This window comes from Streptomyces sp. NPDC001880 (assembly GCF_053594575.1).
The window spans coordinates 174,203-200,830 of sequence record NZ_JBSFET010000002.1; the positions used below are offsets into that span (position 1 = coordinate 174,203).

The 26,628-nt window shown below is 68.5% G+C and carries 23 protein-coding genes and 2 tRNA genes; 11 read left to right on the forward strand and 14 right to left on the reverse strand.

What is annotated here, in order from left to right; all coding sequences use genetic code 11:
* Window positions 1-101 precede the first annotated feature (101 nt).
* On the forward strand, window positions 102-1,274 hold the full coding sequence (locus ACWCQ6_RS02300) for an acyl-CoA dehydrogenase family protein (RefSeq protein ID WP_451084884.1): 1,173 nt from the start codon (window positions 102-104) through the stop codon (window positions 1,272-1,274).
* A 48-nt stretch (window positions 1,275-1,322) separates the two neighbouring features.
* Here the strand turns inward: ACWCQ6_RS02300 and ACWCQ6_RS02305 are convergent, their stop codons facing one another.
* The 4 genes from ACWCQ6_RS02305 to ACWCQ6_RS02320 form a co-directional block, all read right to left on the reverse strand.
* Window positions 1,323-1,667 carry a rhodanese-like domain-containing protein gene (locus tag ACWCQ6_RS02305; protein WP_451084885.1) on the reverse strand — a complete coding sequence of 115 codons (345 nt, stop codon included), beginning with the start codon at window positions 1,665-1,667 and terminating at the stop codon, window positions 1,323-1,325.
* Window positions 1,668-1,713: 46 nt separating this feature from the next.
* Entirely contained in the window at window positions 1,714-2,724 is a 1,011-nt protein-coding gene (locus ACWCQ6_RS02310) for a J domain-containing protein (RefSeq protein ID WP_451084886.1), read from the reverse strand.
* Window positions 2,725-2,782: 58 nt separating this feature from the next.
* Complete coding sequence (locus ACWCQ6_RS02315) at window positions 2,783-4,234, reverse strand: DUF2252 domain-containing protein (protein ID WP_451084887.1); 1,452 nt, start codon at window positions 4,232-4,234, stop codon at window positions 2,783-2,785.
* A gap of 243 nt (window positions 4,235-4,477) precedes the next feature.
* Window positions 4,478-5,623: a hypothetical protein gene (locus ACWCQ6_RS02320; RefSeq protein ID WP_451084888.1), complete on the reverse strand. Its 1,146-nt coding sequence runs from the start codon at window positions 5,621-5,623 to the stop codon at window positions 4,478-4,480.
* Window positions 5,624-5,713: 90 nt separating this feature from the next.
* Here ACWCQ6_RS02320 and ACWCQ6_RS02325 point away from each other — a divergent pair, with 90 nt between their 5' ends.
* On the forward strand, window positions 5,714-6,193 hold the full coding sequence (locus ACWCQ6_RS02325; protein ID WP_451084889.1) for a MarR family winged helix-turn-helix transcriptional regulator: 480 nt from the start codon (window positions 5,714-5,716) through the stop codon (window positions 6,191-6,193).
* A 257-nt stretch (window positions 6,194-6,450) separates the two neighbouring features.
* On the opposite strand, the gene ACWCQ6_RS02330 is transcribed toward ACWCQ6_RS02325, so the two are convergent.
* Window positions 6,451-6,533 (reverse strand) — tRNA-Leu (locus ACWCQ6_RS02330).
* A gap of 312 nt (window positions 6,534-6,845) precedes the next feature.
* Here ACWCQ6_RS02330 and ACWCQ6_RS02335 point away from each other — a divergent pair.
* The 6 genes from ACWCQ6_RS02335 (at window position 6,846) to pknB (ending at window position 14,898) form a co-directional block, all read left to right on the forward strand.
* Entirely contained in the window at window positions 6,846-7,715 is an 870-nt protein-coding gene (locus ACWCQ6_RS02335; protein WP_451084890.1) for an FhaA domain-containing protein, read from the forward strand.
* A gap of 10 nt (window positions 7,716-7,725) precedes the next feature.
* Window positions 7,726-8,241, forward strand: a complete 516-nt coding sequence (locus tag ACWCQ6_RS02340; RefSeq protein WP_451084891.1) for an FHA domain-containing protein FhaB/FipA — start codon at window positions 7,726-7,728, stop codon at window positions 8,239-8,241.
* 129 nt (window positions 8,242-8,370) lie between these two features.
* Window positions 8,371-9,867, forward strand: a complete 1,497-nt coding sequence (locus tag ACWCQ6_RS02345) for a Stp1/IreP family PP2C-type Ser/Thr phosphatase (RefSeq protein ID WP_451084892.1) — start codon at window positions 8,371-8,373, stop codon at window positions 9,865-9,867.
* Between the two features lie 23 nt (window positions 9,868-9,890).
* Entirely contained in the window at window positions 9,891-11,291 is a 1,401-nt protein-coding gene (locus ACWCQ6_RS02350) for an FtsW/RodA/SpoVE family cell cycle protein (protein ID WP_451084893.1), read from the forward strand.
* Complete coding sequence (locus ACWCQ6_RS02355) at window positions 11,288-12,745, forward strand: penicillin-binding transpeptidase domain-containing protein (protein WP_451084894.1); 1,458 nt, start codon at window positions 11,288-11,290, stop codon at window positions 12,743-12,745. The genes ACWCQ6_RS02350 and ACWCQ6_RS02355 overlap by 4 nt, the downstream gene beginning before the upstream one ends.
* 167 nt (window positions 12,746-12,912) lie before the next feature.
* Window positions 12,913-14,898: a Stk1 family PASTA domain-containing Ser/Thr kinase gene (gene pknB, locus ACWCQ6_RS02360; RefSeq protein WP_451084895.1), complete on the forward strand. Its 1,986-nt coding sequence runs from the start codon at window positions 12,913-12,915 to the stop codon at window positions 14,896-14,898.
* 249 nt (window positions 14,899-15,147) lie between these two features.
* Here pknB and ACWCQ6_RS02365 read toward each other — a convergent pair whose 3' ends face one another.
* Genes ACWCQ6_RS02365 through ACWCQ6_RS02390 form a run of 6 tightly spaced genes read right to left on the reverse strand, consistent with a single transcriptional unit; the run spans window position 15,148 to window position 19,718 of the window.
* A complete protein-coding gene (locus ACWCQ6_RS02365) occupies window positions 15,148-15,876 on the reverse strand; it encodes a class E sortase (RefSeq protein WP_451084896.1) in 729 nt (242 codons plus the stop codon).
* A 27-nt stretch (window positions 15,877-15,903) separates the two neighbouring features.
* Window positions 15,904-17,319, reverse strand: a complete 1,416-nt coding sequence (locus ACWCQ6_RS02370) for a class E sortase (protein ID WP_451084897.1) — start codon at window positions 17,317-17,319, stop codon at window positions 15,904-15,906.
* The gene (locus ACWCQ6_RS02375; RefSeq protein WP_189543053.1) at window positions 17,316-17,954 is read right to left on the reverse strand and encodes an aminodeoxychorismate/anthranilate synthase component II; all 639 of its coding nucleotides are present in this window, start codon (window positions 17,952-17,954) and stop codon (window positions 17,316-17,318) included. Before ACWCQ6_RS02375 ends, ACWCQ6_RS02370 begins: the two co-directional genes overlap by 4 nt.
* A complete protein-coding gene (locus tag ACWCQ6_RS02380) occupies window positions 17,951-18,133 on the reverse strand; it encodes a hypothetical protein (protein ID WP_451084898.1) in 183 nt (60 codons plus the stop codon). The genes ACWCQ6_RS02375 and ACWCQ6_RS02380 overlap by 4 nt, the downstream gene beginning before the upstream one ends.
* 56 nt (window positions 18,134-18,189) lie before the next feature.
* Window positions 18,190-18,924 (reverse strand): class E sortase, encoded by a 735-nt coding sequence (locus ACWCQ6_RS02385; protein WP_451084899.1) that lies wholly within the window; start codon window positions 18,922-18,924, stop codon window positions 18,190-18,192.
* A gap of 26 nt (window positions 18,925-18,950) precedes the next feature.
* Window positions 18,951-19,718 carry a DUF881 domain-containing protein gene (locus ACWCQ6_RS02390; RefSeq protein WP_451084900.1) on the reverse strand — a complete coding sequence of 256 codons (768 nt, stop codon included), beginning with the start codon at window positions 19,716-19,718 and terminating at the stop codon, window positions 18,951-18,953.
* Window positions 19,719-19,858: 140 nt separating this feature from the next.
* On the opposite strand from ACWCQ6_RS02390, the gene crgA reads away from it, so the two are divergent.
* Window positions 19,859-20,113, forward strand: a complete 255-nt coding sequence (gene crgA, locus ACWCQ6_RS02395; protein ID WP_451084901.1) for a cell division protein CrgA — start codon at window positions 19,859-19,861, stop codon at window positions 20,111-20,113.
* Between the two features lie 293 nt (window positions 20,114-20,406).
* Here the strand turns inward: crgA and ACWCQ6_RS02400 are convergent, their stop codons facing one another.
* Window positions 20,407-21,309 (reverse strand): rhomboid family intramembrane serine protease, encoded by a 903-nt coding sequence (locus tag ACWCQ6_RS02400; protein WP_451084948.1) that lies wholly within the window; start codon window positions 21,307-21,309, stop codon window positions 20,407-20,409.
* 157 nt (window positions 21,310-21,466) lie between these two features.
* Window positions 21,467-21,994, reverse strand: coding sequence for a peptidylprolyl isomerase (locus ACWCQ6_RS02405; RefSeq protein ID WP_451084902.1), 528 nt, complete (start codon window positions 21,992-21,994; stop codon window positions 21,467-21,469).
* 375 nt (window positions 21,995-22,369) lie between these two features.
* Here ACWCQ6_RS02405 and ACWCQ6_RS02410 point away from each other — a divergent pair, with 375 nt between their 5' ends.
* Entirely contained in the window at window positions 22,370-23,104 is a 735-nt protein-coding gene (locus ACWCQ6_RS02410) for a DUF5324 family protein (RefSeq protein ID WP_451084903.1), read from the forward strand.
* Window positions 23,105-23,769: 665 nt separating this feature from the next.
* Window positions 23,770-26,148 carry a 2OG-Fe(II) oxygenase gene (locus ACWCQ6_RS02415; RefSeq protein WP_451084904.1) on the forward strand — a complete coding sequence of 793 codons (2,379 nt, stop codon included), beginning with the start codon at window positions 23,770-23,772 and terminating at the stop codon, window positions 26,146-26,148.
* 327 nt (window positions 26,149-26,475) lie between these two features.
* Here ACWCQ6_RS02415 and ACWCQ6_RS02420 read toward each other — a convergent pair.
* A tRNA-Ala gene (locus tag ACWCQ6_RS02420) sits at window positions 26,476-26,548 on the reverse strand.
* Between the last annotated feature and the right edge of the window lie 80 nt (window positions 26,549-26,628).

Sequence of the window (26,628 nt, forward strand, 5' to 3'; positions counted from 1 at the left end):
CTGTTCCTTTCTTGTAGAACCTGTTCTATCTTGACGACCCGTCACATGCGGGCGCAAGGGCATACGGGCGCAAGGGCATCGGGCAGCGGGAGGCCAGGGCAGTGGACTTCACCTTCACCGAGGAACAGCAGGCAGCCGTGGAGGCAGCGAGAGCGGTCTTCTCAGGAGTCGCACCGGACGGGGTCCCCAGCCCCGCCCTCGTGCCGGGCGCGGTGGCCGAGGACATCGACCGCCCGCTGTGGGCCGGACTCGCCTCAAGTGATCTGCTGAGTCTGACGCTTTCACCGGAACACGGCGGGGCCGGGCTCGATCTCGTCACGCTCTGCCTGGTGTTGCGCGAGTCCGCCAAGGTGCTCGCGAGAGTGCCGTTGCTGGAGACGTGCGCGGTCGCGATGGCACTCCAGCGGTACGGATACCGGCAGTTGGCCGCTGAATTGCTGCCTCGGATCGGCCGGGGTGAGCTGGTCCTCACCGTCGGGGCCAACGGACGTTCCGGCCACGATCCGGCCGAACTCGCCGTCACCGTCCGCCGGGAAGTGACGGCTGGAACCGTCCCGGCGGACCGCGACGGGGGCAATGCCGGCTGGGTGCTCGACGGGGTGCAGTCGGCGGTGCCGTGGGCGCAGGCCGCAGACTGGATCGCGATTCCGGCCCATACGGACGAGGGCCGGACGGTCGTCGCCCTGATCCGGCCCGCCCAGGACGGTGTCACCCTGGCCGAGCAGGTCTCCACCAGCGGTGAACGGTTCGCGGAGGTCCGGCTGGAGTCGGTACGGCTCGACGGCCGTGCGCTGATCGACGACGCCGGGGCCTGGGAGTGGCTGCGCGCCCTCCTCACCACCGGGACGTGCGCGCTCGCACTGGGCCTGGGCGAGGCCGTGCTCGCCATGACGAGCGAATACACCGGCAAGCGGGAGCAGTTCGGCTTCCCGGTGGCGACGTTCCAGTCCGTCGCGGTACAGGCCGCGGACCGGTACATCGACCTACGGGCCATGGAAGTGACGCTCTGGCAGGCAGCCTGGCGGATCTCCACCGGGGCCGAGGGGAAACTGCCTGCCGAGGGCGACATCGCCGTGGCGAAGATCTGGGCGTCGGACGGCGTACGCCGGGTCGTACAGACGGCACAGCACCTTCACGGCGGTTTCGGAGCGGACACGGACTACCCGCTGCACCGCTTCCACGCCTGGGCGAAACAGATCGAGCTGTCCCTCGGTCCGGCGGCGGCACACGAGGAGGCGCTGGGCAGCCTGCTGGCCGAACACCTTCTCGGCTGACACCGGCCACAGGCGGCGTTCACGCCCCCGGCGGAGCGGTTCCCCGGCTCAGAGCACGAAGGCCGGGCTGCCGTTGTCCGTGACCATCGGGCGTCCCGAGCCGTCCCAGGCCAGCATCCCGCCATCGATGTTCACGGCGTCGATGCCCTGCTGCACCAGATACTGGGTGACCTGGGCCGACCGGCCACCGACCCGGCACATCACGTGCACACGCCGGCCGTCGTCGGCGGCCTCGGTCAGTTCACCGAAACGGGCCATGAAGTCGCTCATCGGGATGTGCAGGGCGCCCTCGACATGACCGGCCGCCCATTCGTTGTCCTCCCGAACGTCCAGCACGAAGCCGTCCGACGGAACCGCCGCGACATCCACCGAGGGCAGCGGGACGAAATTCATGGGTCATGCCTTCTCTCGTACGTACGCTCCAGAGTCACCCGGAACGCTACTGCACCAAGCCTGCCAGCTCCGCCTCGCGCTGCGCGACCTCGCCCAGCAGCTGTTCGGCGATCTCGTCGAGCAGCCGGTCCGGATCGTCCGGCGCCATCCGCAGCATGGCCCCGATCGCGCTCTCCTCCAGCTCCTGGGCGAGCACCGTCAACAGTTCCTTGCGCTGGGTCAGCCAGTTCAGCCGGGCGTAGAGCTCCTCGCTCTCGCTGAGCTCCGCCTCCGGGGCCACCGGACCCGCCGCCCACTCCTGCGCCAGCTCCATCAGGAGGGCCTCGTCCCCCCGCCCGTATGCGGCGTTCACACGGGCGATGAACTCGTCCCGGCGGGCGCGCTCCGTCTCGTCCTGCGCCAGGTCCGGGTGGGCCTGGCGGGCCAGGTCGCGGTAGAGCTTGCGCGCCTCCTCGGTCGGCCGGACCCGCTTGGGCGGCCGGACCGGCTGCTCGGTCAGCATCGCCGCGGCCTCGGGGGACAGCCCTTCGGAGTCGATCCAGTCGTGGAACAGCTCGTCGACGCCCGGCATCGGCATGACGATCGCCCGGGCCTCCTGCGCCTTGCGGATGTCCTCCGGGTCGCCCGTCCTGGCGGCCCGAGCCTCCGCGATCTGCGCATCGAGCTCGTCGAGACGGGTGTACATGGGCCCGAGCTTCTGGTGATGCAGCCGGGAGAAGTTCTCGACCTCGACCCGGAAGGTCTCCACCGCGATCTCGAACTCGATCAGCGCCTGCTCCGCCACCCGCACCGCCTTCGCGAGCCGCGCCTCGGGCCGCTCCCCCTCAGCACGACCGCCCGCGCCCCTGCCGGCCTCCGAACCGGCACCGTCACCGGCCTCCGAACCGACACCGTTCTCCGGACCGTCACCGGCCGGCCGGCCGTGCTCCTCAAACGGCTCGCCCGGCCCGTACTGCTCGTGCTGCTCGCTCCGGGCATGCTGCTCGCGCTGCCGGTCGTTGTCCTGCCGGTCATCGTCGTTCCGGGTGGTCGGCACCCCGGCGGCTTCGTGGGTCACCCGTCCAGCGTATGGCCACGGTCCTTGTCCCGAGGACCCACGGTCGGCCCGATGCCCCTCAGACGCCCAGTTCGGCAGTTATCCGCCCCGAACCGATGGCCCGCACCAATTCCGCGTGGTCCGCCTCCGTACGGTCCGCATAGGTCACCGCGAACGCCGCCACCGCCTCGTCCAGTTCCTCGTTCTTGCCGCAGTAGCCCGCGATCAGGCGCGGATCCGCGCTGTGCGCATGGGCCCGCGCCAGCAGCGCACCGGTCATCCGGCCGTAGTCGTCAACCTGATCGGCTGCCAGCGCCGCCGGGTCCACGCTGCCCTTGCGGTTCCTGAACTGCCGCACCTGGAACGGGCGTCCGTCCACCGTCGCCCAGCCCAGCAGGATGTCGCTGACGACCTGCATCCGCTTCTGCCCGAGTACCACCCGGCGCCCCTCGTGCGCCACCTCCGGCACATCGAAGCCGACCGTCGGCAGATACGGCGCCAGCACGGAGGGCCGCGCCTCCTTCACTTGCAGCACCAGGGGCTCACCACGGTGATCCAGCAGAAGCACCACGTACGACCGGGTGCCGACGCTCCCGGTGCCGACCACGCGGAACGCCACGTCGTGTATCGCGTACCGGGCGAGGAGCGGAACCCGGTCCTCCGAGATCGTGCCCAGATAGTCGCCGAGTCCCGCCGCGACCGCCGCGGCCTCCTCGTCCGGCACCCGGCGCAGCACCGGCGGCGCGTCGATGAAGCGGCGTCCGCCATCCCCGGAATCCTCGGTCGACTTGGCCGCGAAGCGGGCGCTGGTGTTGTTGCGGGCCTTCTCCGAGACCCGCTCCAGCGTGCCGAGGAGATCCCGCGCATCCGTGTGCGAAACCAACTCCTCATCCGCGATGGCGTTCCAGGCGTCGAGCGCGGGCAGCTTGGCCAGCAGCCGCATCGTCCGCCGGTACGCACCCACCGTGTCGTACGCGCCCCGCCGGCAGGTCTCCTCGTCCGCCCCGGCCTCGCGCCCCGCGAGCACCAGCGAGGTGGTCAGCCGCTTGAGGTCCCACTCCCACGGGCCGAACACGGTCTCGTCGAAGTCGTTCAGATCGATGACCAGGCTGCCCCGCGCATCGCCGTACAGCCCGAAATTGGCCGCGTGCGCGTCGCCGCAGAGCTGGGCACCCACCCCGCTGACCGGTGTGCCCACCAGGTCATGGGCCATCAGCCCGGCCGAGCCGCGCAGAAAGGCGAAAGGTGTGGCAGCCATTCGTCCCACCCGGATCGGAGAGAGCGAGGGCACCCTGCCCCGGCTCGACTCCTCGACCGCCTGCACCGCATCGGGCCGCCCGTGCGGAAGGTCCAGGAACGCGTGCGAAGCCCTGGGAACCCGCTCCCGCAGCGCCTTGCCCGCCGTCCTAGGAGACCGCGTCGCACCCCCGCCTGCCGCGGCCACCCTCCGTGCAAATCCGGGCACGACCGGGATACGCGGATCACCCGTCACAGCCCGCTGAACCGGCACTGTCGCTTCGATGTCACCCATGGCGCGCAGCCTCCCCCGCCCTCACCCTGCGCTCCTGGCCCGGCGCCTGTCGCAGATCACTAGCGACGAAGGTACCGCCGTCGGCCGAAGACCGTCTGTCCCTGTGGAAAACTCGCCGAGCGACCTGTGGACAACACCTCTGCAGGCTGCGAGCACTGATCCGCCCTGGTCAGACGGCCAGAGATCGGGCGCCCAGAGATCAGGCTGCCAGAGATCAGAGGCAGGCGGTCAACGGCCGGGCGGTCAGACGCCGACGGTCTCCTCGATCTTCCCCTCGGCATCCGCCTCGCTCCGGGCTCCCGCCCCGGCCCTGGCGGCGTGCTTCGGCCCATGGGTTCCGTCGGCCTCGACGGAACCGGCGACGGCGTCGGTTCCAGCCGCCGTCGCCCGCGCTGCGGCCTTCCGCCGCTTCGACTCGGACAGCCCCGCCAGCCCCATCAGGGCCAGGCCCGCCACGAACCAGAGCGCGAGCACCAGCACATGTTCACCGAGCCCGTGTCCGTCGAAGTACACATGGCTGCGTACGCCCTCGACGAAGCCCGCACCGTTCCAGAAGGAGTGCAGCGAAGCGAAGAAGCCGGGCTGGAGTTCGGGCCGGAAGATGCCGCCGGAGCTGGTGAAGTTGAGCATCACGAACAGCACCATCAGGCCGAGCGTCGTCCAGCGCTTGAGGAAGGTGTGCAGTCCGACACCGATCAGCAGAATGCCCGCCGAGTAGAGCCAGGCCATCGCCCACAGACCGCCGAGCCCATGGTCGACGAGACCGAACAGCGGCCCAGCGAACACCGCCCCGATCACGCTCACCACCAGCGACGCGGCAACAGCCAGTGCGGCCCTGATCCGCAGCGACAGCGCGGCGCCCGCGCCACCGATGACCGCGACCGACGCGTACGAACCGATACTCACCGCGACCAGCAGGAAGAAGATGCCCTGGCCGGTCGGATCGCCGTCCGCGGTCGGCGCCGTGTCCGTCACCTTCAGCGGGTGTCCCTCCTCGGCGGCGACCTTGGTGAACACCTTCTCGACCACCGTGGCGCTGGTGTCCGAGGACGCGCTGGCCACGAGCAGCTCGGGGTGCTTCCCCGGCAGGTAGGCGCCGTAACTCGCCTGCGTGCTGAGGTGGTCCACCGCAGCGGCCCGGTCGGGAACGGTACGTACGCTCAGCGCCCCGTCGCTCTTGTCCTGCAGCGTCTGCGCGAGCACCTGCGCGCTCGGCCCCGACCCGACCACGTCCACCCGGAGATCGTGCGGCTCCGGGGCGTGGAAGGCCCCGAGATAGGCGAGCCCCATGCCGATGCACATCAGCAGCGGCGTGACGAAATGGCCCAGCACATGGCGGAGAGCGGCGGCGGTCGAGCCGTCGGGGGTGGCACTCGGGCCTGCGGACATGCGGAACACTCCAATAGTTGCCTTTTACAACCCTCAACTCGTTGTACTATACAACTGCAACTCAAGACCTGCGAGACGGAAGGCGAAACAGTGCCAGGCACCCCCGAGGAACGCGAAGAATCACTGGACGTGATCCAGCGCGAACTGACCGCCTTCGCGCGCCGCGCACGGGCCGCCGCGGCCCGCCTCCATCCGGACCTCCCCCTGGTCTCGTACACACTGCTGGCGCACATCGAGACCCTGCACGGCTGCCGCGCAACAGATCTGGCCGCGCACTACATGCTGGACAAATCGACGGTCAGCCGGCAGATCGGCGCCCTGGAGAAGCTGGGGCTGGTCGAGCGCCATCCGGACCCAGACGACCACCGGATCCAGGTGCTGCACCCCACTGCGGCCGGCACCCGGGCTCTCGCCTCCACACAGGCCAGCCGCCGTATGGCCTACCAGGAGCGCCTCGCGGATTGGACGGAAGAAGATCTCGCCCGGTTCGCGGAGTACCTGCTGCGTTACAACTCGGCAGGCGACACCACCCCGCCCGCCCCGCGGACCTCACAGACACCGAAGGGCTGATTCACCCACCAGCCCCCAGAAGCCCCACAAGCCTTGTACGACACCTATGGCATGTATGGCCTGTAAAACCCCAGACCCTGCAGGTAAAACCCCAGACCCTACAAGAAGCATCGAATCAGACGTTTCACGTGAAACCAGAAACCAGAAGCCGGAATCAGAATCGAATCAGAGTTCCGAACCGGAACCCGAGAGCCGGAACCCCTGAACCGGGAACGAAGAAGCCCCACAGGCCGTTGACCTGTGGGGCTTCTCTCTTGTGCGCGAGGGGGGATTTGAACCCCCACGTCCCTAAGGACACTGGCACCTGAAGCCAGCGCGTCTGCCGTTCCGCCACTCGCGCAAGAGTGGTGTTTCCAGACTCTCTCACCGCTTGGTGCGATTGCCTGGCGACATCGGGAACATTAGCACGCTGGACAGGGTGGATTCACATCCGTTGTTTCGCCGACCGACTGAGGGGAAGCGGGAACGCCGAGCGATCGGCCCCACTCCTCCTCTGTGCACCCCGGGTGCGGGACACTGTGGGGAGGCCGCCTCTACGATCCGTGTGAGAGGTGACACTCATCCACAGGGCAGACAAGGGGAACCAGCCGATTTCCCGACGCGTGGATACGATCAGTAAGCAGTACAGGGACGACAACAGAGGAGGTGCCCCATGGGAGTCATGAAGCGTTTCGAGCAGCGTCTCGAAGGTCTGGTCAACGGCACCTTCGCCAAGGTCTTCAAGTCCGAGGTCCAGCCGGTCGAGATCGCGGGAGCCCTCCAGCGCGAGTGCGACAACAACGCAACGATCTGGAACCGCGAGCGGACCGTCGTCCCCAACGACTTCATCGTCGAGCTCAGCACCCCCGACTACGAGCGACTCAGCCCGTACTCGGGTCAGTTGGGCGACGAACTCTCCGGGCTGGTCCGCGACTACGCCAAGCAGCAGCGGTACACCTTCATGGGCCCGATCAAGGTCCACCTGGAGAAGGCCGACGACCTCGACACCGGGCTCTACCGGGTACGCAGCCGCACCCTGGCGTCGAGTTCGTCACAACAGGACCCCCAGGGCCGCCAAGGACTGCAGGGCCAACCTCCCTACCCGGGCCCGGGCCGGTCCGCGCAGCCCGTCGGCGGCTACGGCTACCCACCCGGCTCCCCCCCTCCCATGCCCGCGGGTCCGCCGCCGGGCGCCGGAAGGCCCGGAGGACCCAGCTCCGACCGGCACCCACCGGCCGGGCCCAGCCCCCTGCCGAACGCGCAGGTGCGACGCTGGATCGAGATCAACGGCACCCGCCATCAGATCTCCCGCCCGACGCTGGTGCTGGGGCGCAGCACCGACGCCGACGTGCGGATCGACGACCCCGGCGTATCGCGTCGGCACTGTGAGATCCGGACCGGAACGCCCTCGACGATCCAGGATCTCGGATCTACCAACGGCATCGTGGTAGACGGGCAGCACACCACCCGCGCTACGCTCCGCGACGGCTCGCGGATCGTCGTGGGCAGCACCACCATCGTTTACCGGCAAGCCGAAGGGTGAAGCGGGGGCAATGTCAGAGCTGACCCTGACGGTCATGCGGCTAGGTTTCCTGGCTGTTCTGTGGCTGTTCGTGATCGTGGCCGTTCAGGTCATCCGCAGCGACCTGTTCGGAACGCGCGTCACGCAGCGCGGCTCACGCCGCACTGCCAACGACGCGCGACCGTCACAGGCCCGCCAGAATGCCGCGGCACCACCGCAGCAACGCCAGCAGTCGGGCCGCCAGCGCCGGGGGGCACCCACAAAGCTGGTCGTCTCCGAGGGCAGCCTCACCGGCACCACGGTGGCGCTCCAGGGGCAGACCATCACGCTGGGCCGGGCGCACGATTCAACGATCGTGCTGGACGACGACTACGCGTCCAGCAGGCATGCCAGGATCTACCCCGACCGTGACGGCCAGTGGATCGTCGAGGATCTCGGGTCCACCAACGGCACGTATCTCGACCGGACCCGACTCACCACCCCGACACCAGTTCCGCTGGGCGCGCCGATCCGGATCGGCAAGACCGTCATCGAGCTGCGGAAGTAGTACGACAATGAGCGAGCGGAGCGAGCGAGCCGCGGCGGTCCGGGCATCGGACCCCGCCCGGCTCCCGACCGGAGGGTGGGCAGTGTGGCTCGAGACCGGCTGTACCCCGAGCCGACGGGAGAGGTGCGCATGAGTCTTTCCCTGCGCTTCGCCGCCGGATCGCACAAGGGCATGATCCGGGAGGGCAACGAGGACTCCGGCTACGCCGGACCGCGCCTTCTCGCCATCGCCGACGGCATGGGCGGCCAGGCAGCCGGCGAGGTCGCCAGCTCCGAGGTCATCTCCACGCTCGTCCAGCTCGACGACGACGTCCCGGGCTCGGACATCCTCACCTCGCTCGGTACGGCGGTCCAGCGGGCCAACGACCAACTGCGCATGATGGTCGAGGAGGACCCCCAGCTGGAGGGCATGGGCACCACGCTCACCGCCCTGCTCTGGACCGGCCAGCGCCTCGGCCTCGTCCACGTCGGCGACTCCCGCGCGTACCTGCTGCGCGACGGCGTACTCACCCAGATCACCCAGGACCACACCTGGGTGCAGCGGCTGGTCGACGAGGGCCGGATCACCGAGGAAGAGGCCACCACCCACCCGCAGCGCGCCCTGCTGATGCGTGCACTGGGCAGCGGCGACCATGTCGAACCCGATCTCTCCATCCGTGAGGTCCGGGTCGGCGACCGCTATCTGATCTGCTCCGACGGGCTGTCCGGCGTCGTCTCGCATCAGACGATGGAAGAGACGCTCGCCAGCTACCAGGGCCCGCAGGAGACCATCCAGGAGCTGATCCAGCTCGCCCTGCGCGGCGGCGGCCCCGACAACATCACCTGCATCGTCGCCGATGTCCTCGACGTCGACAGCAACGACACCCTGGCCGCGCAGTTCAACGACACCCCGGTCATCGTCGGCGCGGTCGCCGAGAACCAGGCCGCGCAGATGTCCGCCGCCGAGAGCACGGCGGCCATGCAGACCCCCGCCGGACGGGCAGCCGGCCTCGGCCGCCCCGTACCGCCGCCCGCAGGGGGCTTCGGTCCGCCCGGAAGCGGTGACGGCGTCGGCTACGGCGGAATGCCCGACGGCTCCTTCGACGCGTACACCGACGACGACTTCGTCAAGCCGCGCGGCGGCCGCAAGTGGCTGAAGCGGTCCTTCTACTCCGTGCTGGCGCTCGCCGTCATCGGCGGCAGTCTCTACGGCGGCTACCGCTGGACGCAGAACCAGTTCTACGTAGGCGCGAAGAACGACCACGTCGCGCTGTTCCGCGGCATCAGCCAGGATCTGGCCTGGGTCTCGCTCTCGAAGGTCGAGAAGGACCACCCCGAGATCGAACTCAAGTACCTCCCGCCCTACCAGCGCAAGCAGGTCAAGGCGACCATCGCCGAGGGCGATCTGGCCGCCGCCCAGGAGAAGATCGGCGAACTCGCTCTCCAGGCATCCGCCTGCAAGAAGGACGCCCAGCGACGCGCGGCCGAGAACAACGCGCGCCCGGACGAGAGCCAAGTCGGCGGTACGGACACGGACGCCACCAAGACCAACGCCGCCAAGACCAAGCCGACCGCAGCGACTCCCACTCCTGGTCCCAGCCTCTCGGAGGAAGAGAAAAAGCTGGTCCCGCAGTGCGGTAAGCAGTAAAGCCGTAGGGAGCCTTCAGCACCATGAGCGTTGTCACCAACACGACCACGATCGGCGCGATCGACGCACCGAGCCGCCGCAACACCGAACTGATGATGGTGATCTTCGCCGTCGCCATCTCGGTGTTCGCCTACGCCAATGTCGGACTCGCCCTCCACGGCAAACTGCCCTCCGGCATGCTCGGATACGGGCTCGGACTCGCCCTGCTCGGCGGCATCAGCCACCTGGCCGTCCGCAGATTCGCCCCGTACGCGGACCCGCTGCTGCTGCCGCTGGCGACGCTGCTCAACGGGCTGGGACTGGCCATCATCTGGCGTCTGGACCAGTCCGAACGGTTCCAGGCGACCCCGAACTTCGCGCCCGCCGCCTCCAAGCAGCTGCTGTTCTCGGCAGTGGGCATCGCGCTGCTGGTCATCGTTCTGCTGGTTCTCAAGGACCACCGCATCCTGCAGCGCTACACCTACATCTCCATGGTGGTGGCGCTGTTCCTGCTGATCCTTCCGATGTTCTTCCCCGCGGTGAACGGCGCCAAGATCTGGATCAAGATCCCCGGCATCGGCACGATCCAGCCAGGGGAGTTCGCAAAGATCATCATCGCGGTGTTCTTCGCCGGCTATCTCATGGTCAAACGGGACGCGCTGGCCCTGGCCAGCCGCCGTTTCATGGGCCTCTATCTCCCCCGCGGCCGTGACCTCGGCCCCATCCTCATGGTCTGGGCCTTCTCGATCCTGATCCTGGTCTTCGAGACCGACCTGGGCTCGTCCCTGCTGTTCTTCGGCATGTTCGTCGTGATGCTGTACGTGGCCACCGAGCGCACCAGCTGGATCGTCTTCGGTCTGCTGATGTCCGCGGTCGGCGCCGTCGGTGTGGCCACCTTCGAACCCCACGTACAGCAGCGTGTCACCGCCTGGCTCGACCCGTTCGCCGGATGGGGCGAGCTGCCGGCCAGCGAGCAGATGGCCAAGTCCCTGATGGCCTTCGGCTCCGGCGGCACCCTCGGCACCGGGCTCGGCCAGGGCAACTCCGACCTGATCGGCTTCGCCGCGAACTCCGACTTCATCCTCGCCACCGTCGGCGAGGAGCTGGGGCTCGCCGGAATGATGGCCGTCCTCCTCATCTACGGTCTGATCGTCGAGCGCGGTGTCCGCACCGCCCTCGCCGCCCGCGACCCCTTCGGCAAGCTCCTCGCGATCGGGCTCTCCGGCTCCTTCGCCATTCAGGTCTTCGTCGTCGCCGGCGGTGTCATGGGTCTCATTCCGCTGACCGGTATGACCATGCCGTTCCTCGCGGCAGGCGGGTCGTCGGTGATCGCCAACTGGGCCCTGATCGGCATCCTGCTCCGGATCAGCGACACCGCACGCCGCCCCGCGCCGGCCCCGGCCCCGTCACCCGACGCCGAGATGACCCAGGTGGTCCGACCGTGAACAAGCCCCTCCGCAGGATTGCGATCTTCTGCGGGCTGCTCGTCTTCGCTCTCCTGGTCCGTGTCAACTGGCTCCAGTACGTCCGCGCCGACGAGCTGAACGCGAACGAGCACAACCGCCGCGTCCAGATCGAGCGGTACGCACACGAGCGCGGCAACATCATCGTCGACGGAAACCCCGTCACCGGGTCCGTCGAGACCAAGGGCAGCGACTTCAAGTACAAGCGGGTCTGGAAGGACGGCCCCATGTGGGCCCCCGTCACCGGCTACTCCTCGCAGGCGTTCGACGCCTCGCAGCTGGAGAGCATCGAAGACGGGATCCTCACCGGCAACAGCGACCAGCTGTTCTTCGACCGTACGCTCTCCCTCTTCACCGGCGAGAAGAAGACCGGCGGCAACATCGTCACCACCCTCAACGGCGCCGCTCAGGAGGCCGCCTTCAAGGGACTCGACAACAAGAAGGGCGCCGTCGCCGCGCTCGACCCGCAGACCGGCGCCATCCTGGCCCTGGTCAGCACTCCCTCGTACGACCCCTCGGTCTTCGCGGGCAATTCTCTCAAGGATGCGGATGCCCGGCAGCAGCTCCTGAAGGACAAGGACAAGCCGATGCTCAACCGGGCATTGCGCGAGACCTATCCGCCCGGCTCCACCTTCAAGGTCGTCACCGCCGCCGCGGCCCTGGAGGACGGGCTGTACGAGGACATCGACGAGAAGACGGACTCCCCGCTGCCCTGGCGGCTCCCGCTGACCACCGGCAACCTCGACAACGAGGGCAACATCCCGTGCGAGAACGCCTCGCTCCGGGAAGCTCTGCGATGGTCCTGCAACACCGTCTTCGGCAAGATCAGTGACGATCTCGGCAACCAGAAGATGATCGACGAGGCCAACAAGTTCGGCTTCAACGAGGAGATCTTCACCCCGGTACGCGCCGACGCCAGCGTCTACCCCAAGGACAACCGGCCGCAGAACGCCATGGCCGGCATCGGCCAGGCGTCCAACCGCGCCACCCCGCTCCAGATGGCGATGGTCGCCGCGGCCGTGGCCAACGACGGCAAGCTGATGCAGCCGTACATGGTCGCCGAGCGCCAGGCCCCCAACCTCGACGTGATCTACACCCACGAGAAGGAGCAGTTCAGCCAGCCGCTCTCGGGTGAGAACGCGCAGAAGCTCCAGCAGATGATGGAGACCGTCGTCAAGAACGGCACGGGAACCAAGGCCCTCATCGACGGCGTCACTGTCGGCGGCAAGACGGGTACGGCCCAGCACGGTCTGAACAACAGTGAGAAGCCGTACGCCTGGTTCATCTCCTACGCCAAGACCGACAGCGGCTCCCCGGTCGCCGTCGCCGTGGTCGTCGAGGACGGCCAGGCCAACCGCGACGACATCTCCGGTGGCGGCCTGGCCGCCCCGATCGCACGGGACGTCATGAAGGCGGTCATCGACAGCAAGAAGTGATGCCCGTCACATCGGGTGCCATACCTGCACATCGGGATACCGGTCAGGTATCAGGTCCGGACTCCGGGCCGAACAGGTAGTGCTCGGCCGGTAGCGTATGCGCGAGCAGCACACCGCCGGACCACACACCGGTGCGGTCGGGACTGACGGAGAGGGCTGGAACAGTTATGGAAGAGCCGCGTCGCCTCGGCGGCCGGTACGAGCTGGGCTCGGTGCTCGGCCGTGGTGGCATGGCCGAGGTCTACCTCGCACACGACACCCGGCTCGGCCGCACCGTAGCCGTGAAGACGCTCCGGGCCGATCTGGCCCGCGACCCGTCCTTCCAGGCCCGGTTCCGCCGTGAGGCCCAGTCCGCCGCCTCGCTCAACCACCCGGCGATCGTCGCCGTCTACGACACCGGCGAGGACTACGTCGACGGGGTCTCCATCCCGTACATCGTGATGGAGTACGTCGACGGGTCGACGCTCAGGGAGCTCCTGCACTCCGGCCGCAAGTTGCTGCCCGAGCGGACCCTTGAGATGACCGTCGGCATCCTCCAGGCGCTGGAGTACTCGCACCGCGCCGGCATCGTCCACCGCGACATCAAACCGGCGAACGTCATGCTGACGCGCACCGGTCAGGTCAAGGTCATGGACTTCGGCATCGCCCGCGCCATGGGCGACTCCGGAATGACGATGACACAGACCGCCGCCGTCATCGGCACCGCCCAGTACCTCTCCCCGGAGCAGGCCAAGGGCGAGCAGGTCGACGCGCGTTCCGACCTCTACTCGACCGGCTGCCTGCTCTACGAGCTGCTGACGGTCCGGCCGCCCTTCATCGGGGACTCACCGGTCGCGGTCGCCTACCAGCACGTACGGGAAGAGCCGCAGAAGCCCAGCAACTTCGACCCCGAGATCACGCCCGAAATGGACGCGATCGTGTTGAAGGCCCTGGTCAAGGACCCCGACTACCGCTACCAGTCGGCCGACGAGATGCGCGCCGACATCGAGGCCTGCCTCGACGGCCAGCCGGTCGCCGCCACCGCGGCGATGGGAGCGGCCGGTTACGGCGGCTACGACGGATACGGCAACGACCAGCCGACCACCGCACTGCGCGCCGCCGACCAGAACGGCGCGCCCACGTCCATGCTGCCCCCGGTCAACCCGGACGACGGCGGCTACGGCTACGACGACCGCCCGGACCGCCGCCGCCAGAAGAAGAGCAACACCTCGACCATCCTGCTGATCGTCGCAGGCGTCCTGGTGCTGATCGGCGCGATCCTGATCGGCAAGTCGGTCTTCAGCGGCAACAACGACAGCAACCGGATCGATGTGCCGAACCTGGTCGGCTCGACCGTGAAGGAAGCACAGAAGCTCGCGGAGAGTGCCGACGTCGTACTGAAGATCGGCTCGCGCGAACCGTGCGAGGAGCAGCCCAAGGGCAAGATCTGCAGCCAGACGCCGACCTCCGACGAGGAGATGGAGAAGAAGGACACCGTCACGGTCGTCGTCTCCACCGGCGCCCCGAAGGTCGAAGTCCCGGACGTCGTGGAGAAGACCGAGGCGACCGCCCGCAAGGACCTCGAAGCCAAGGGCTTCACGGTGAATGTCACCTCGGTCGAGTCCGAAAAGACCGCGGGCACGGTCATCAAGCAGGACCCCGCGGGCAACTCGAAGGCCGAGAAGAACTCCGAAGTCACGATCACGGTCGCCAAGCAGGCCACCCGGAAGGTGCCGAACGTCGCCGACCGGGACTACGACGCCGCCGTGGCCCAGCTCAACAGCCTGGGTTTCACGAACGTCTCCAGGACCGACGTCGACTCGGAGAAGCCGGCGAACCAGGTGATCAGCCAGACGCCAGAGCCCGACTCGATGCAGCCGCTGACCGCCCAGATCGTGCTGACGGTCTCGAAGGGCCCGCAGCAGCCGGAACAGACCACGGTTCCCGATCTGCAGGGCAAGACACTCGCTGAGGCGAAGGCACTGCTTGCCGGGGCAGGTCTGCAGCTCGGCCAGGTGCAGGGGCCGAATGACGACAAGGCAAAGGTCCTCGCCTTCCAGCCCATCGCCGGCCAGCAGGTCGACAAGAACAGCGCGGTCAACGTCCACACCGTGCCGGGCGGCGGCGGAGACGGCAACTTCTTCGGCGGCCCGTCCGGCTCACGCCGGGACTGACCCCGAGCCCGTCCGACTCCCAAAGGGCCCAGGCCGCCACACGGCGACCGGGGCCCTTTGTGTGCCCGCCACGAGAAATCCGTCGCATACACACATGCATCCGATGGACAGCAACGGGAACTCATCGGCCTCCGCGAGAACGTCCAGCAGATCGAGCGGCGGCCCGTCCGGCACGACGTCCACGTGCGGCGCCTCCGGCGGCCGCAGGAACAGCACCCCTTCACCGGAGTCGTGGCCGCCATGGACGCCTTAGCGCAGTTCCGCCGGCTTCGTGCGGTCCTTGTCCACCTTCTCCGTGCGTACCAGCTCGCCCCACACGATGTAGCGGTACTTCGACGTGTAGACCGGCGTGCAGGTCGTCAGCGTGATGTAGCGGCTGGGCTTCTTCGCGCCCGATCCCTTCGGTACCGCCTGGAGAACGTCGATGTTGTACTTCGACGTCTCGGGAAGCTCCTTGAAGACCTTGTAGACGTACCAGGTGTCCTTGGTCTCGAAGACGACCGCGTCCCCGGTCTTCACCTTGTCGATGTTGTGGAACTTGGCGCCGTGCCCGTCGCGGTGGGCGGCCAGGGTGAAGTTGCCCTTCTTGTCCCACGGGAGGGCAGACTTCACCGGGTCCGTGTAGTAGCCCGCGATGCCGTTGTTGAGGGTCTCGGTTTCGGTGCCCTTCTTGACCAGCACCTCGCCGTTCTTCATGGACGGGACGTGCAGGAAGCCGATGCCGTCCTTGGTGTCCAGCGCGCCCGGCCCGCCCGCCCAGCGGTCGCGAATGGTGTCGCTCTGCTTGGTGGCCTCACGGTCGGCGAGCACGTTCGTCCACCAGAGGGAGTAAGCGACGAAGAGTCCCAGCACCAGCCCCGCGGTGATCAGCAGTTCGCCGAAGACGCTGACCACGGTCGCGACGGGATGGCGGCCCCGGCTCCGGGGCGGGGGCACGGACTCTCCGGTTCGCTCTTCGTGCTCGGTCCTCGCTGTCACCGCACCCGTCCCTGTCGTGATGATGATTCAGCCCACGAGCGCGTCGGGCTTCCCCTTGCTGCGCGGTCGTTCGTCGACCATCTTGCCCCAGACGATCAAACGGTACGTACTCGTGAATTCCGGCGTACAGGTCGTCAGAGTGATGTACCGGCCCGGCCCGGTGAAACCGGAACCCTGCGGAACAGGGTCGATGACCGAGACGTTGGACGGCGACGTCTGAGGCAGGGTGTTCGACGTCTCGTACGTGTAGTACGTGTCCTGCGTCTCGACCACGATCAGGTCGCCGGGATTCAGCTGGTTGATGTAGCGGAACGGCTCGCCGTGTGTGTTTCGGTGACCGGCCAGGGCGAAATTGCCCTGTTTGGCCGACGGCATCGCGGTGCTGAGCGCGCCCTCGCCGTAGTGACCGATCATGCCCCGGTCGAGGACCTTCTCCTTGCTGATGCCCTCGGCGATCGGAGCGACCACGTCCAGCTTGGGGATATGGATGATGGCGAACCCCTGCCCCGCTTCGAACACACCGGGATTGCGGTCGCCCTTCGCCCAGTCGTCCTGGATCTTGTGCGTCTCCTTGCCGGCGTACTGGTCGGCGCGCACATTCGTCCACCACAGCTGATACGTGACGAACAGCAGCATCAGCACACCGAGCGTGATGAACAGCTCTCCGGTGACCCGGCTGGCCACCACGGCCGGGCTGTCCTTGGCCGCTCGCGCCGCACGCCGTGCCTCGACGCGCGACATCGGCTTGTCGGCCTGCGGGGCGGCCGGAGCCGCGGATTCCGGCTGCTGTTCGGCACGGCGGCGGCCCCGCCCCTTGGCGGCGCGGCGGCGTTCGGCGCGGCCGCCGGTACGCGGCTCCGGATCGGCGCCTTCGGAGTCGGAGTCCGGTCCGGACTCCCCGAAGCTCTCAGCGCCCGCCCGATCCGCGCCCGCCCGATCCCGATCCGGACCCGGCTCAAGGTCCGGTTCGAGGCCCGGGCCAAGGCCGGTCCGCAGGCCGATCGTCTCGTCGTCGAGCGGGAAGGGAAGAGGCGCGGGCTGCACCCGGGGCTCCGGAGCGGCGGCCGGGACAGGGGCCGGAGCGGGTGTCGGGACAGGGGGCGGAGCGGGTGTCGGGACAGGGGGCGGTACAGGAGCCGGAGCGGGCGCCTGCTGCCCGTACCAGTCCCGTTCGAACCCCTCGGGGTCGTACCACTCCCGCGGAGCCCCCTCAGGACTCTGCACGCCCTGGGCCGCCTGAACCTGCGCCGGAGGCTCTGTCTGTGCCTCGGCCGTGATGTTGTCCGCCCTGAACCACGGCGAGGCGTGCTGCCCCGGCAGCGGATCGTTCAACGGGTCCGCCAATCGGTCGACCGCCGCCTCGAACGCGCCTGCGGCCTCGTACGCTCCTTGCTCGTACGGGCCGTCCTGTCCGGCGTCGTGTTCGGGGCGGAGTGCGGTCACGCGACGGCCTTGCCCACCACCGGCGCGAGCCCCGCCGACCTCGCGACGGCCCCTGTGTCACCGCACTGTGCCAGCCAGTTGGCCAGCATCAGGTGTCCGTGCTCGGTCAGCACCGACTCCGGGTGGAACTGCACGCCCTCCACCGGCAGTTCGCGGTGGCGCAGCCCCATGATGATGCCGTCGGCGGTCCGCGCCGTCACCTCCAGCTCCGCCGGGACGGTGTCCGGTTCGGCGGCGAGCGAGTGGTAGCGGGTCGCGGTGAACGGGGACGGCAGACCGGCGAAGACTCCCGCTCCCTCATGGGTCACCGGCGAGGTCTTGCCGTGCAGCAGCTCCGGGGCTCGGTCCACCACGCCGCCGTACGCCACCGCCATCGACTGCATCCCGAGGCAGACCCCGAAGACCGGGACGCCCGTCGCCGCGCAGTGGCGCACCATCTCGACGCAGACGCCCGCCTGCTCCGGGGTGCCGGGACCGGGCGACAGCAGGACGCCGTCGAAGCCGTCCTGGGCGTGTGCCGTGGTCACCTCGTCATTGCGCAGCACTTCGCATTCGGCGCCGAGCTGGTAGAGGTACTGGACGAGGTTGAAGACAAAGCTGTCGTAGTTGTCCACGACGAGAATGCGGGCACTCACCGACCGGCCTCCGTTCCGGTCGAGCCGTCGACCGTCACATCGCCGAACGGAAGCAGCGGTTCCGCCCAAGGGAAGACGTACTGGAAAAGCGCGTAGACGACGGCCAGCACCAGCACGAGCGAGATGAGCGCACGCACCCATGCGTTGCCCGGCAGATGCCGCCAGATCCAGCCGTACATGCTGTCCCCTCCATTCGGTACGGAACCAGACTAAGGGGCCGGGGCAGGAGCGTGGGTCAGCTGTGGAAAGCTGCCGGCTTGCCTTCGGTCACAGGCCGAGTGGCGTCGAGGTGCGCCCAGGCGATCAGCCGGTGACTGCTGCCCCATTCGGGCTCGCAGGTGGTCAGCGTCAGATAGCGGCCCGGCCCGTCGAAGCCGGACTTGCGGGGTACGGGGTCGATGACCCCGATGTCGCTCGGCACCGTCCGGTAGGGCTTCTTGTCTATGCGATACGTGAACCACGTCGTCCCGTCCGTCAGCACCACCGCGTCTCCCGGACGCAGCTTCGGGAAGTCCTTGAACGGATCCCCGTAGGTACGGCGGTGTCCGGCCACCGCGAAATTACCGGTCTCACCGAGACGGGCGGTCCCCGTGTAGTGACCGAGACCCTTCTGCAAGGTCCTGACCTCGGTGTTCTCCAGGATGGGCCACTCCCATCCCTTGCCGAAGCGGGGTATGTACAGCATCGCGAACGGCTTTCCGTCCCGGTACGCGGCGGGGGCGGGAGGCTCTTTCGACGACCCCGATGACTTCGGCGGCTCCGATGGATTCGCCGTCGGGGAGTCCTGTGGGCCCGGAGCGGACACCGCTCCCTGCGCCCACCGGCTGCGCAGGGAATCGATCTGCCCCTCGGTGGCGTCGGCCGCCTTCACACCGGTCCAGAACAGGACGTACACCACAAAGAGTACGATCAGGGCACCGATGGTGATGCAGAGTTCACTGAACGTCCTGACGATCAGTCGTACCGACACCTGGCCGGCCTCCCCACAGCCGCTCGCTACTTCACCGGCTCCGCATAGTGGAGGTCCACTGTGCCCGAGTAGCCGGGAAGAGTCACCGCCTCGTGCTCGTCGACTTTCCAGCCGAGCCCGTACGCCTTCACGTACAGCAGGTAGTTGCTGATCGCCGGGGAGTTGTTGAGCGCCTGCTTGAGCTTGCCCGGGTCACCGACCGCGGTGATCTTGTACGGCGGGGAGTAGACCCGGCCCTGGAGGATCAGGGTGTTGCCGACACAGCGCACCGCGCTGGTGGAGATCAGCCGCTGGTCCATGACCTGGATGCCCCGGGCACCGCCCTGCCAGAGGGCATTGACGACCGCCTGCAGGTCCTGCTGGTGAATGACCAGGTCATTGGGTTGCGGGTCGGGGTAGCCGGGGTTGGCTGTGGCGTTGGGCGGAGCATCGTTGAGGGTGACGCTCACCGATCGGCCGGTGAGCTTCGTGGTGCCGCTGGCCCGCTCCAGCTCCTTGAGCCGGGCGTCCTCCGCCTCGGTACTGCCGTCGTCCTGCCGGACGAGGGCGTCGATGTCCTTGCGCACGGCCGCGGTGGTCTCGTCCAGCTGGGCGTTCTTGTTGCTGCGCTGCTGGATGAGATCGGAGAGCTTCAGCAGCGAGGAGTCGGTGCGGATGTTGGTGCCCTTGGCCGTGTTGGCGCTGGTGACGAAGATCAGCCCGGCAAGCGCGAAGACGGCAGCGGTGAGCACACGGGCCGGGTGCCGGAAGGTGCGCCGGACGGGCCCTTGGGGGGAGTCGGCAGAATTGCTCAACGTACCCTTATCTCCTTCGACGCCAGGGAAGCACTACGCTAACTGACGGCCGGGGGAGGCAGGATTCCCCTTCGAGCCCGCCCCGGCGCCAGCCACAGTTCCCTGCGCGGTCACGCAGCGCATCGACAGGAGAGTTCCTCGTGCCGAAGTCACGTATCCGCAAGAAGGCCGACTTCACGCCCCCTCCGGCGAAGCAGGCGACCAACATAAAGCTGACCAGCCACAGCTGGGTGGCGCCGGTGATGCTGGCGCTCTTCCTGATCGGCCTGGCCTGGATCGTCGTCTTCTATGTGACCGACGGCGACCTGCCCATCACAGACCTGGGGAACTGGAACATCGTCGTCGGCTTCGGCTTCATCGCCGGCGGCTTCGGTGTCTCCACGCAGTGGAAGTAGTACCGCGGCGCTCGTAGGTGCACAGCGGGACCCCGTCCGGCAAGCCTTGCCCCGAGTTACCCACAGCGTTATCCACAGGCAGGGGAAAAGGTCAGACGATCTGTGGATAACTCCCTGGCAGTTGACGCCGATGTGACTGCAGTCTCCCTCATCGAGGGATGGCACGCCCCTTGTCCCGACTGGAAAAACCCAGCTCAGCGACAAGGGGCACAGTTGTTCCCACAGAATGCACAAGATCCGGCACTCGCTGTGGACAACTAGTGCCGCGGCACCAGCCAGGGGGCGATGCCCACTCAGGTCAGCGCGGCCGTTCTGGCGACGACCACGAGGATCACGGCCGCCAGAACCAGGGCGCAGGTGCCGTACTGCACCAGTGCGCGCCGCTCGCGGGGGGCGTGGACCATGCCGATCGCGATCAGCGTGCCCGCGATCAGGCCGCCGACATGGGCCTGCCAGGCGATTCCGCCCCAGGGGTTGAAGGTGATGACCAGGTTCACCGCGAGCAGCGCGAAGACCGGGCGCATGTCGTAGTTGAGCCGGCGCATGAGCACGGCGGTGGCGCCCAGCAGTCCGAAGATCGCCCCGGAGGCCCCGAGCGAGCCCTGCACGGGCGCGGAGAGCCAGTAGGTGAGGGCGCTCCCGGCCAGGCCGGAGATCATGTAGAGCGTGAGGAAGCGGGCACGGCCGAGCACCGCTTCCAGCGGCCCGCCGAGCCACCACAGCCCCAGCATGTTGAACGCGATGTGCCACACCTCCTGGTGCAGGAACATCGACGTCACCAGCCGGTACCACTGGCCCTCCGCGACACCTTCGAGCGGACCGCCGTAGTGGGTCGTGGCGCGGCCGAGCAGCATCAGCTCGTCGACCAGCTCGGTGCCTCTCGCCAGCACCGCGAGGTACACGGCGACGTTGATGCCGAGCAGGATCTTGGTGACCAGGCGGGGATCGGCGGTGATACTGCCGCCCGCGACGGTGCGCGGCACATTGGCGGCCGGGCCGTGCCCCGTACCCGATCCCTGGCGTACGCAGTCCGGGCACTGGAAGCCGACCGAGGCATTGACCATGCACTCGGGACAGATCGGGCGCTCGCAGCGGGTGCAGCGGATGTTCGCCTCGCGACCGGGGTGGCGGTAGCAGCTGAGCGAGCCGTCCGCGGCGGCCGGCTGATCCGTGCCGCCCGGCGGCTGCCGGTCCATCGGTCCCATCGCTTCCCGGTCCCTTCGGTCCTCGTCGTGGCAGGCACCTGCACGCACAACGCCGCCCTGCTCGTCCGCCATGTATCAGTACGGACGGGCAGGGCGGTTGGTTCCCGAACGGGCAATCACTGTGTGACCGCCCGGTGACCTCAGGTGATCAACGGGTCTCGACGACGACCGACTCGATCACGACGTCCTGCACCGGACGGTCGGTGCGGGCGTTGGTCGGGGTGGCGGCAATGGCGTCCACGACCTTCTTGCTGGCCTCGTTGGAGACCTCACCGAAGATGGTGTGCTTGCCGGTCAGCCAGGCAGTCGGCGAAACCGTCACGAAGAACTGCGAGCCGTTGGTGCCCGGACCCGCGTTGGCCATGGCCAGCAGGTACGGCTTGTTGAAGCTGAGGTCGGGGTGGAACTCGTCCGCGAACTCGTACCCCGGGCCACCGGTTCCGTTGCCCAGCGGGTCGCCGCCCTGGATCATGAAGCCGCTGATGACGCGGTGGAAGACGGTGCCGTCGTACAGCTTGTCCGTCGACTTCTCACCGGTCTCGGGGTGCGTCCACTCACGCTCGCCCTTGGCGAGCTCCACGAAGTTCTTGACCGTCTTGGGCGCGTGGTTCGGCAGGAGCCGGATCTCGATGTCGCCCTGGTTGGTCTTCAAGGTGGCGTAAAGCTGCTCAGCCACGATCTGCCTTCCGTAAGTCTTCAGTGACGTCCGACGATCCTCGCACGGACATCGCGTCCCGGCCGTTCGGCCGCCGCCGTCGAACGCGTGGCGCTCACCTTCCTGCCCCGTTCAGCGCCTCGCCCGCAGCCGCCGCTTCCGCGCCGCTCCCCGCAGGAACAAATGCGGCCAAGTGCGTGACGAAGCGGCGCGGGCTGGAGCGAACCGTGGCATTGTCGTCGGCAAGCTCCCCTTGCACCACATCGCCCTTAGATGTCGTGCATGACCTGAATAACCCGGATGCCCGTCCCACATGCCAGACAGGGCTCCGGCGGGCATGATCTCGAAATGGGTGGAGAGGCGGAGTGTCTACCCGCCACCAAGGAGGAGGATCCCGTGACCCGCATCGACAGCGTGCGCGCCGCAACCGACTCGGCGAAGGACAGCGTGCAGCACGCCGCGGAAGTGGTGGCGCCCTACGCCGACACGGCCAAGGACCAGGCCGCACATCTCGCGCACGAGGCCCGCACACGGCTCGCGCCGAAGGTGTCCAAGGCGGCCCGGCAAGCCCGCGTCCAGTACGACGCGCATCTGGCGCCACGTATCGAACTGGCCCTCACCCATGTGCCGCCCAAGGTCGACGAGGTCGGCCGGCGCGCCGCTCTTCACACCCGCCGGGCGGCCCGCAGCGCCGCGGACTTCACGGTGCCACGGGTCGAGCACGCGATGGCCGTCGCCCAGCCCGTGGCCGAGGAGGCCACGGCCCGCAGTGCCGCCGCGCTGGCCGCGCTGCGCAGCCAGGTCACGGCGGAGGAGATCCGGCAGCTGGCCAGAAAACACGAGCGGCGGGCGAAAGCGGGGCGGCTGTTCAAGGGGCTCGTCGTGGCCGGCCTCGTGGCGGGCTGCGCCTACGCCGTCTGGCGGTGGTGGGACAAGCAGGCCAACCCCGACTGGCTGGTCGAACCGCCCGCGGCCACGGAGGTCTCCGACCGTGCCCCGCTGACCTCGGTCGACGGCAGCGGCCCGACCCCGCTCGACCCCGACGCCCGGGCCAAGCGGGACGACTCGGAGGCCGACGGGCCGAACGGCCCGGAGGGCAGGGACGGCACCGGACCGGACGACCGGCGCTGATCAGGACAACGGCAGCACGCGAAACCCCCTCCGACCGTGTTCGTACTGGTCGGAGGGGGTTTGGTATGTGGAGCCCAGGAGATTCGAACCCGAAATCGTCACCCTCCCGACCTGCGAATACGCCGCAGAACCCGGACAAACACCCCCGCTTATGTCCTCCCGCGTCCCGCTCGATCCTGGTAGATCCGTGCCCCGTGGCTGACGTGTCAGCACGGCCGAGTAAGTCGTCGCAGTCACGAACCCATGCGCCACAGATCTCACGTCATCACCTATGAAGCCAGGGTATGCATGCCCCTATCCATCGAGTGCTTGCGCAAATCACCCCCTGCGTCCGGGAACGACGGCCTGCACACCGGCTGCCGCGACGGCGTGGATCTGGTGGCCCCGGCCGACGATGTCGATGTCCTTCTCGCACCACCGGAAGTGGTGGCGCTCCGGTCCGGTGACATCGATGGCGCGAGGGTTACTCTGCCGGACCGACGGCGGCCAGGATCTGCTCGCGGCTCCGGATGGTCTCGGCCTACCGACGCAGAAGGCGAATGTCAAGGCTCTTCCGCCATCCGGGAAAAGGGACTTCCCGCAGCACTAGGGTTCGCGGGACGGGCGGAATGGCACGCTGTCTATCAGGGGAACGAAGGACCATGGGACACGGAGCACGGAAGCGCTTGGCGGAGCTGCTGGAAGACGCGGAGCGAAGAGGGGACTTCACTACCCGCGTCGAGGTGTCCGCCCGTACGCTGCGTATCGCGGTCGACGGTGTCGGAGAACTGCCTCTGCCGCTGCGCGCTCCCGTCACCAGGAAGCTGATCGCGCAAGCCAGGCAGGCCCGTTTCGGCCGCGGTGAGCAGACGCTGTCCGACACCAGCGTGCGCGACACCTGGGAGATCACCCCGGACCGGATCGCGCTCGGCGGCCCCGACTGGGACCGCACCCTGAGCGGAGTCCTCGACGGCGCCCGTCACGCCCTCGGTCTGCCGCCCACCACTGCCCTGCGGGCCGAACCGCACGCGCTCCTCGTCTACGGCAAGGGCCAGTTCTTCCTCCCGCACCAGGACTCCGAGAAGGACGACTCCATGGTGGGCACCCTGGTCGTCTCGCTGCCCTCCCACCACAGCGGCGGCGAACTCGTCGTCGAACACGCGGGCCGCAGCGTCATCCACCGGGCATCCCGGGAGCAGCTCACGTTCGTCGCCTTCTACGCGGACTGCCGTCACGAGGTGAAGCCCGTCACCTCCGGGTACCGCGTCACCCTCACCATGAACCTGCTCGCCGAGCGCGTCGGGCCGGCCGGCGGGAACTCCGGCGGCCCCGTCGCCGATCTGGCCCACTGCCTGACCGAGCACTTCACCGCCCCGGCCGAGCAGCGCTACCCCTACGACCGCCCGGAGACCACGCCTCCCAACCGGCTCGTCTACCTCCTCGACCACGAGTACACCCAGCGCGGCCTGGACTGGGACCGTCTCAAGGGCGCCGACGCCACCCGCGCATCCCGGCTCCGCCAGGCCGCCGGGCAAGCCGACTGTGAAGCGGTGCTGGCCCTGGCCGAGGTGAAGGAGACCTGGGACGCCGTCCCGCCCTACGACCGCTACGACTACTACGGGGAAGTCGAACACTTCGACGACTGCGAGGACGAGGAATGCGAGGGGGAGTGCCTCCTCGACCCCGACGGGGAGCCCGGGGCCGAACGCCGCCGCAGCGGTGACTTCTCCGACTACGAACTGGGCGACCTGATCGACGACGAGATCACCCTCGGCTGGTGGACCCGCCCGGACGGCACCGGCGGCGAGGAGATCTCCCTGCCCGTCCCGTACGCCGAGGTCTGCGCCACCACGGATACCAAGGACCTCACGCCCTACCAGTCCGAGTACGAGGGCTACATGGGCAACTACGGCAATACCCTGGACCGCTGGTACCGGCGGGCCGCAGTGGTGCTGTGGCCCCGGCAACGATCGTTCGCGGCCCGCGCCGAGGCCGGCTCGGAGGGAGCCCTGCACGAACTCCAGGGCCACCTCGACGCAGGCGAACTCGACCGGGCGCGCGCCCTCGCCCGGTCGCTCGCCCCCTTCTGGGAGCACCAAGGGCCGGGAGAGGCGGCCGCGCCCCTCTTCACCGCCGCCCTGCATGTCGCGGTGGGACTGCGTGACGCGGACATCGCCGCGATGCTCCTTGCGCCTTTCGGGGTGGAGACCCTGAGTGAGCGGCATGCCCCCGATCTCGCGGAAGCGGCCGCACGCTACGGACGGACGTGGGCACGCAAGGTCATCAGCGGCTGGTTCGGGACGGTCGGCGCGTACACCGGGGCCGACCGCGCGGCGTGGCTCGCGTCGCTGCCCGGCCTCTGCGCCGCGCTGCGGACCGCCGACGGTGACGGGGACGCGGTGGCGGCACCACTGACCGAGGGCGCCTGGCAGGCGGCCGGGCAACAGTTGGCCCGCTGGCTCGACGTGGGCCGGGAGACGGAGCGCCGCGCGGGCATGGAGCGGCTCGGCGCTCCCTTGGCCCACATCCTGCGGGCATGCGACCCCAGGACCGCCGATACGGTCGTCACCGCGCTGCGCGGCCTGCCGGACACCGTCCTGGAGTGTCTGCTCCCCGCCCTGCGCACTGCGGCCCGTCGGCCGACGACCGCAGGCGACGGCGCACCCGCAACCGAAGCTTTCCAAGCGCTCGCCGACCACTGCGAGGGCTTGCTCACCACGGCTGTCACCCGCCCCGTGCGCGCGGCGGACGACTGGTCGCTCCCCCCGGCCGGGGCCTGCGGATCAGGCTGCGACCTCTGCCCCGACCTCGACGCCTTCCTCGTCTCCCGCACCCGCCGGCTCATGGAGTGGCCGCTCGCCCAGGCCAGGCGCCGGCACGTCCACAGCCGTATCGACCTGGCCGGCCTGCCCGTGTCCCACACCACCCGGCGTCAGGGACGCCCCTACACCCTGGTCCTGACCAAGACGGACGCGGTCTTCACCCGCGAGCAGGCGTCCCGCGACCGCGCCGAGACCGACCTGGCGTGGCTGCGGGAGAACTGGCCGCCCCGGGGACGCGGCTGAGACCGCCCGCCCTCTCGTGGTCCTGGAAATGGTAGGAGTCCAAGCCTGAACATGGCCGGCAGTACGACGCCGTTCGCTCCCCTTGGAGAAACCATCGGAAGCACCGCTGCGCCGGCTCACACGGCATCCGAAGGTCTGTGGCGGCACCACCAGGACGGCCGTCCTGGCCCGCGAGGTTCCAGGAGATCCACAGGAGAGAGGCCCGCCTGCAAACTCCTTGGGAAGCAAGGACTCCGCCGCCTGCAGCGGGCACGTCGGCACCCGCCAATGAGCACAAAAAAATGCCCCTGAAACCGCGTTTCCGCAGGTCAGAGGGCATTTACCGAGTGGAGCCTAGGAGATTCGAACTCCTGACATCTGCCTTGCAAAGGCAGCGCTCTACCAACTGAGCTAAGGCCCCGAAAAACGGACAGCCCCGGACGCTTCAGCGTCTTGGCCACCGCCGCAGACCAGAGTACCGGGTACTCCCCGGAATCCTGC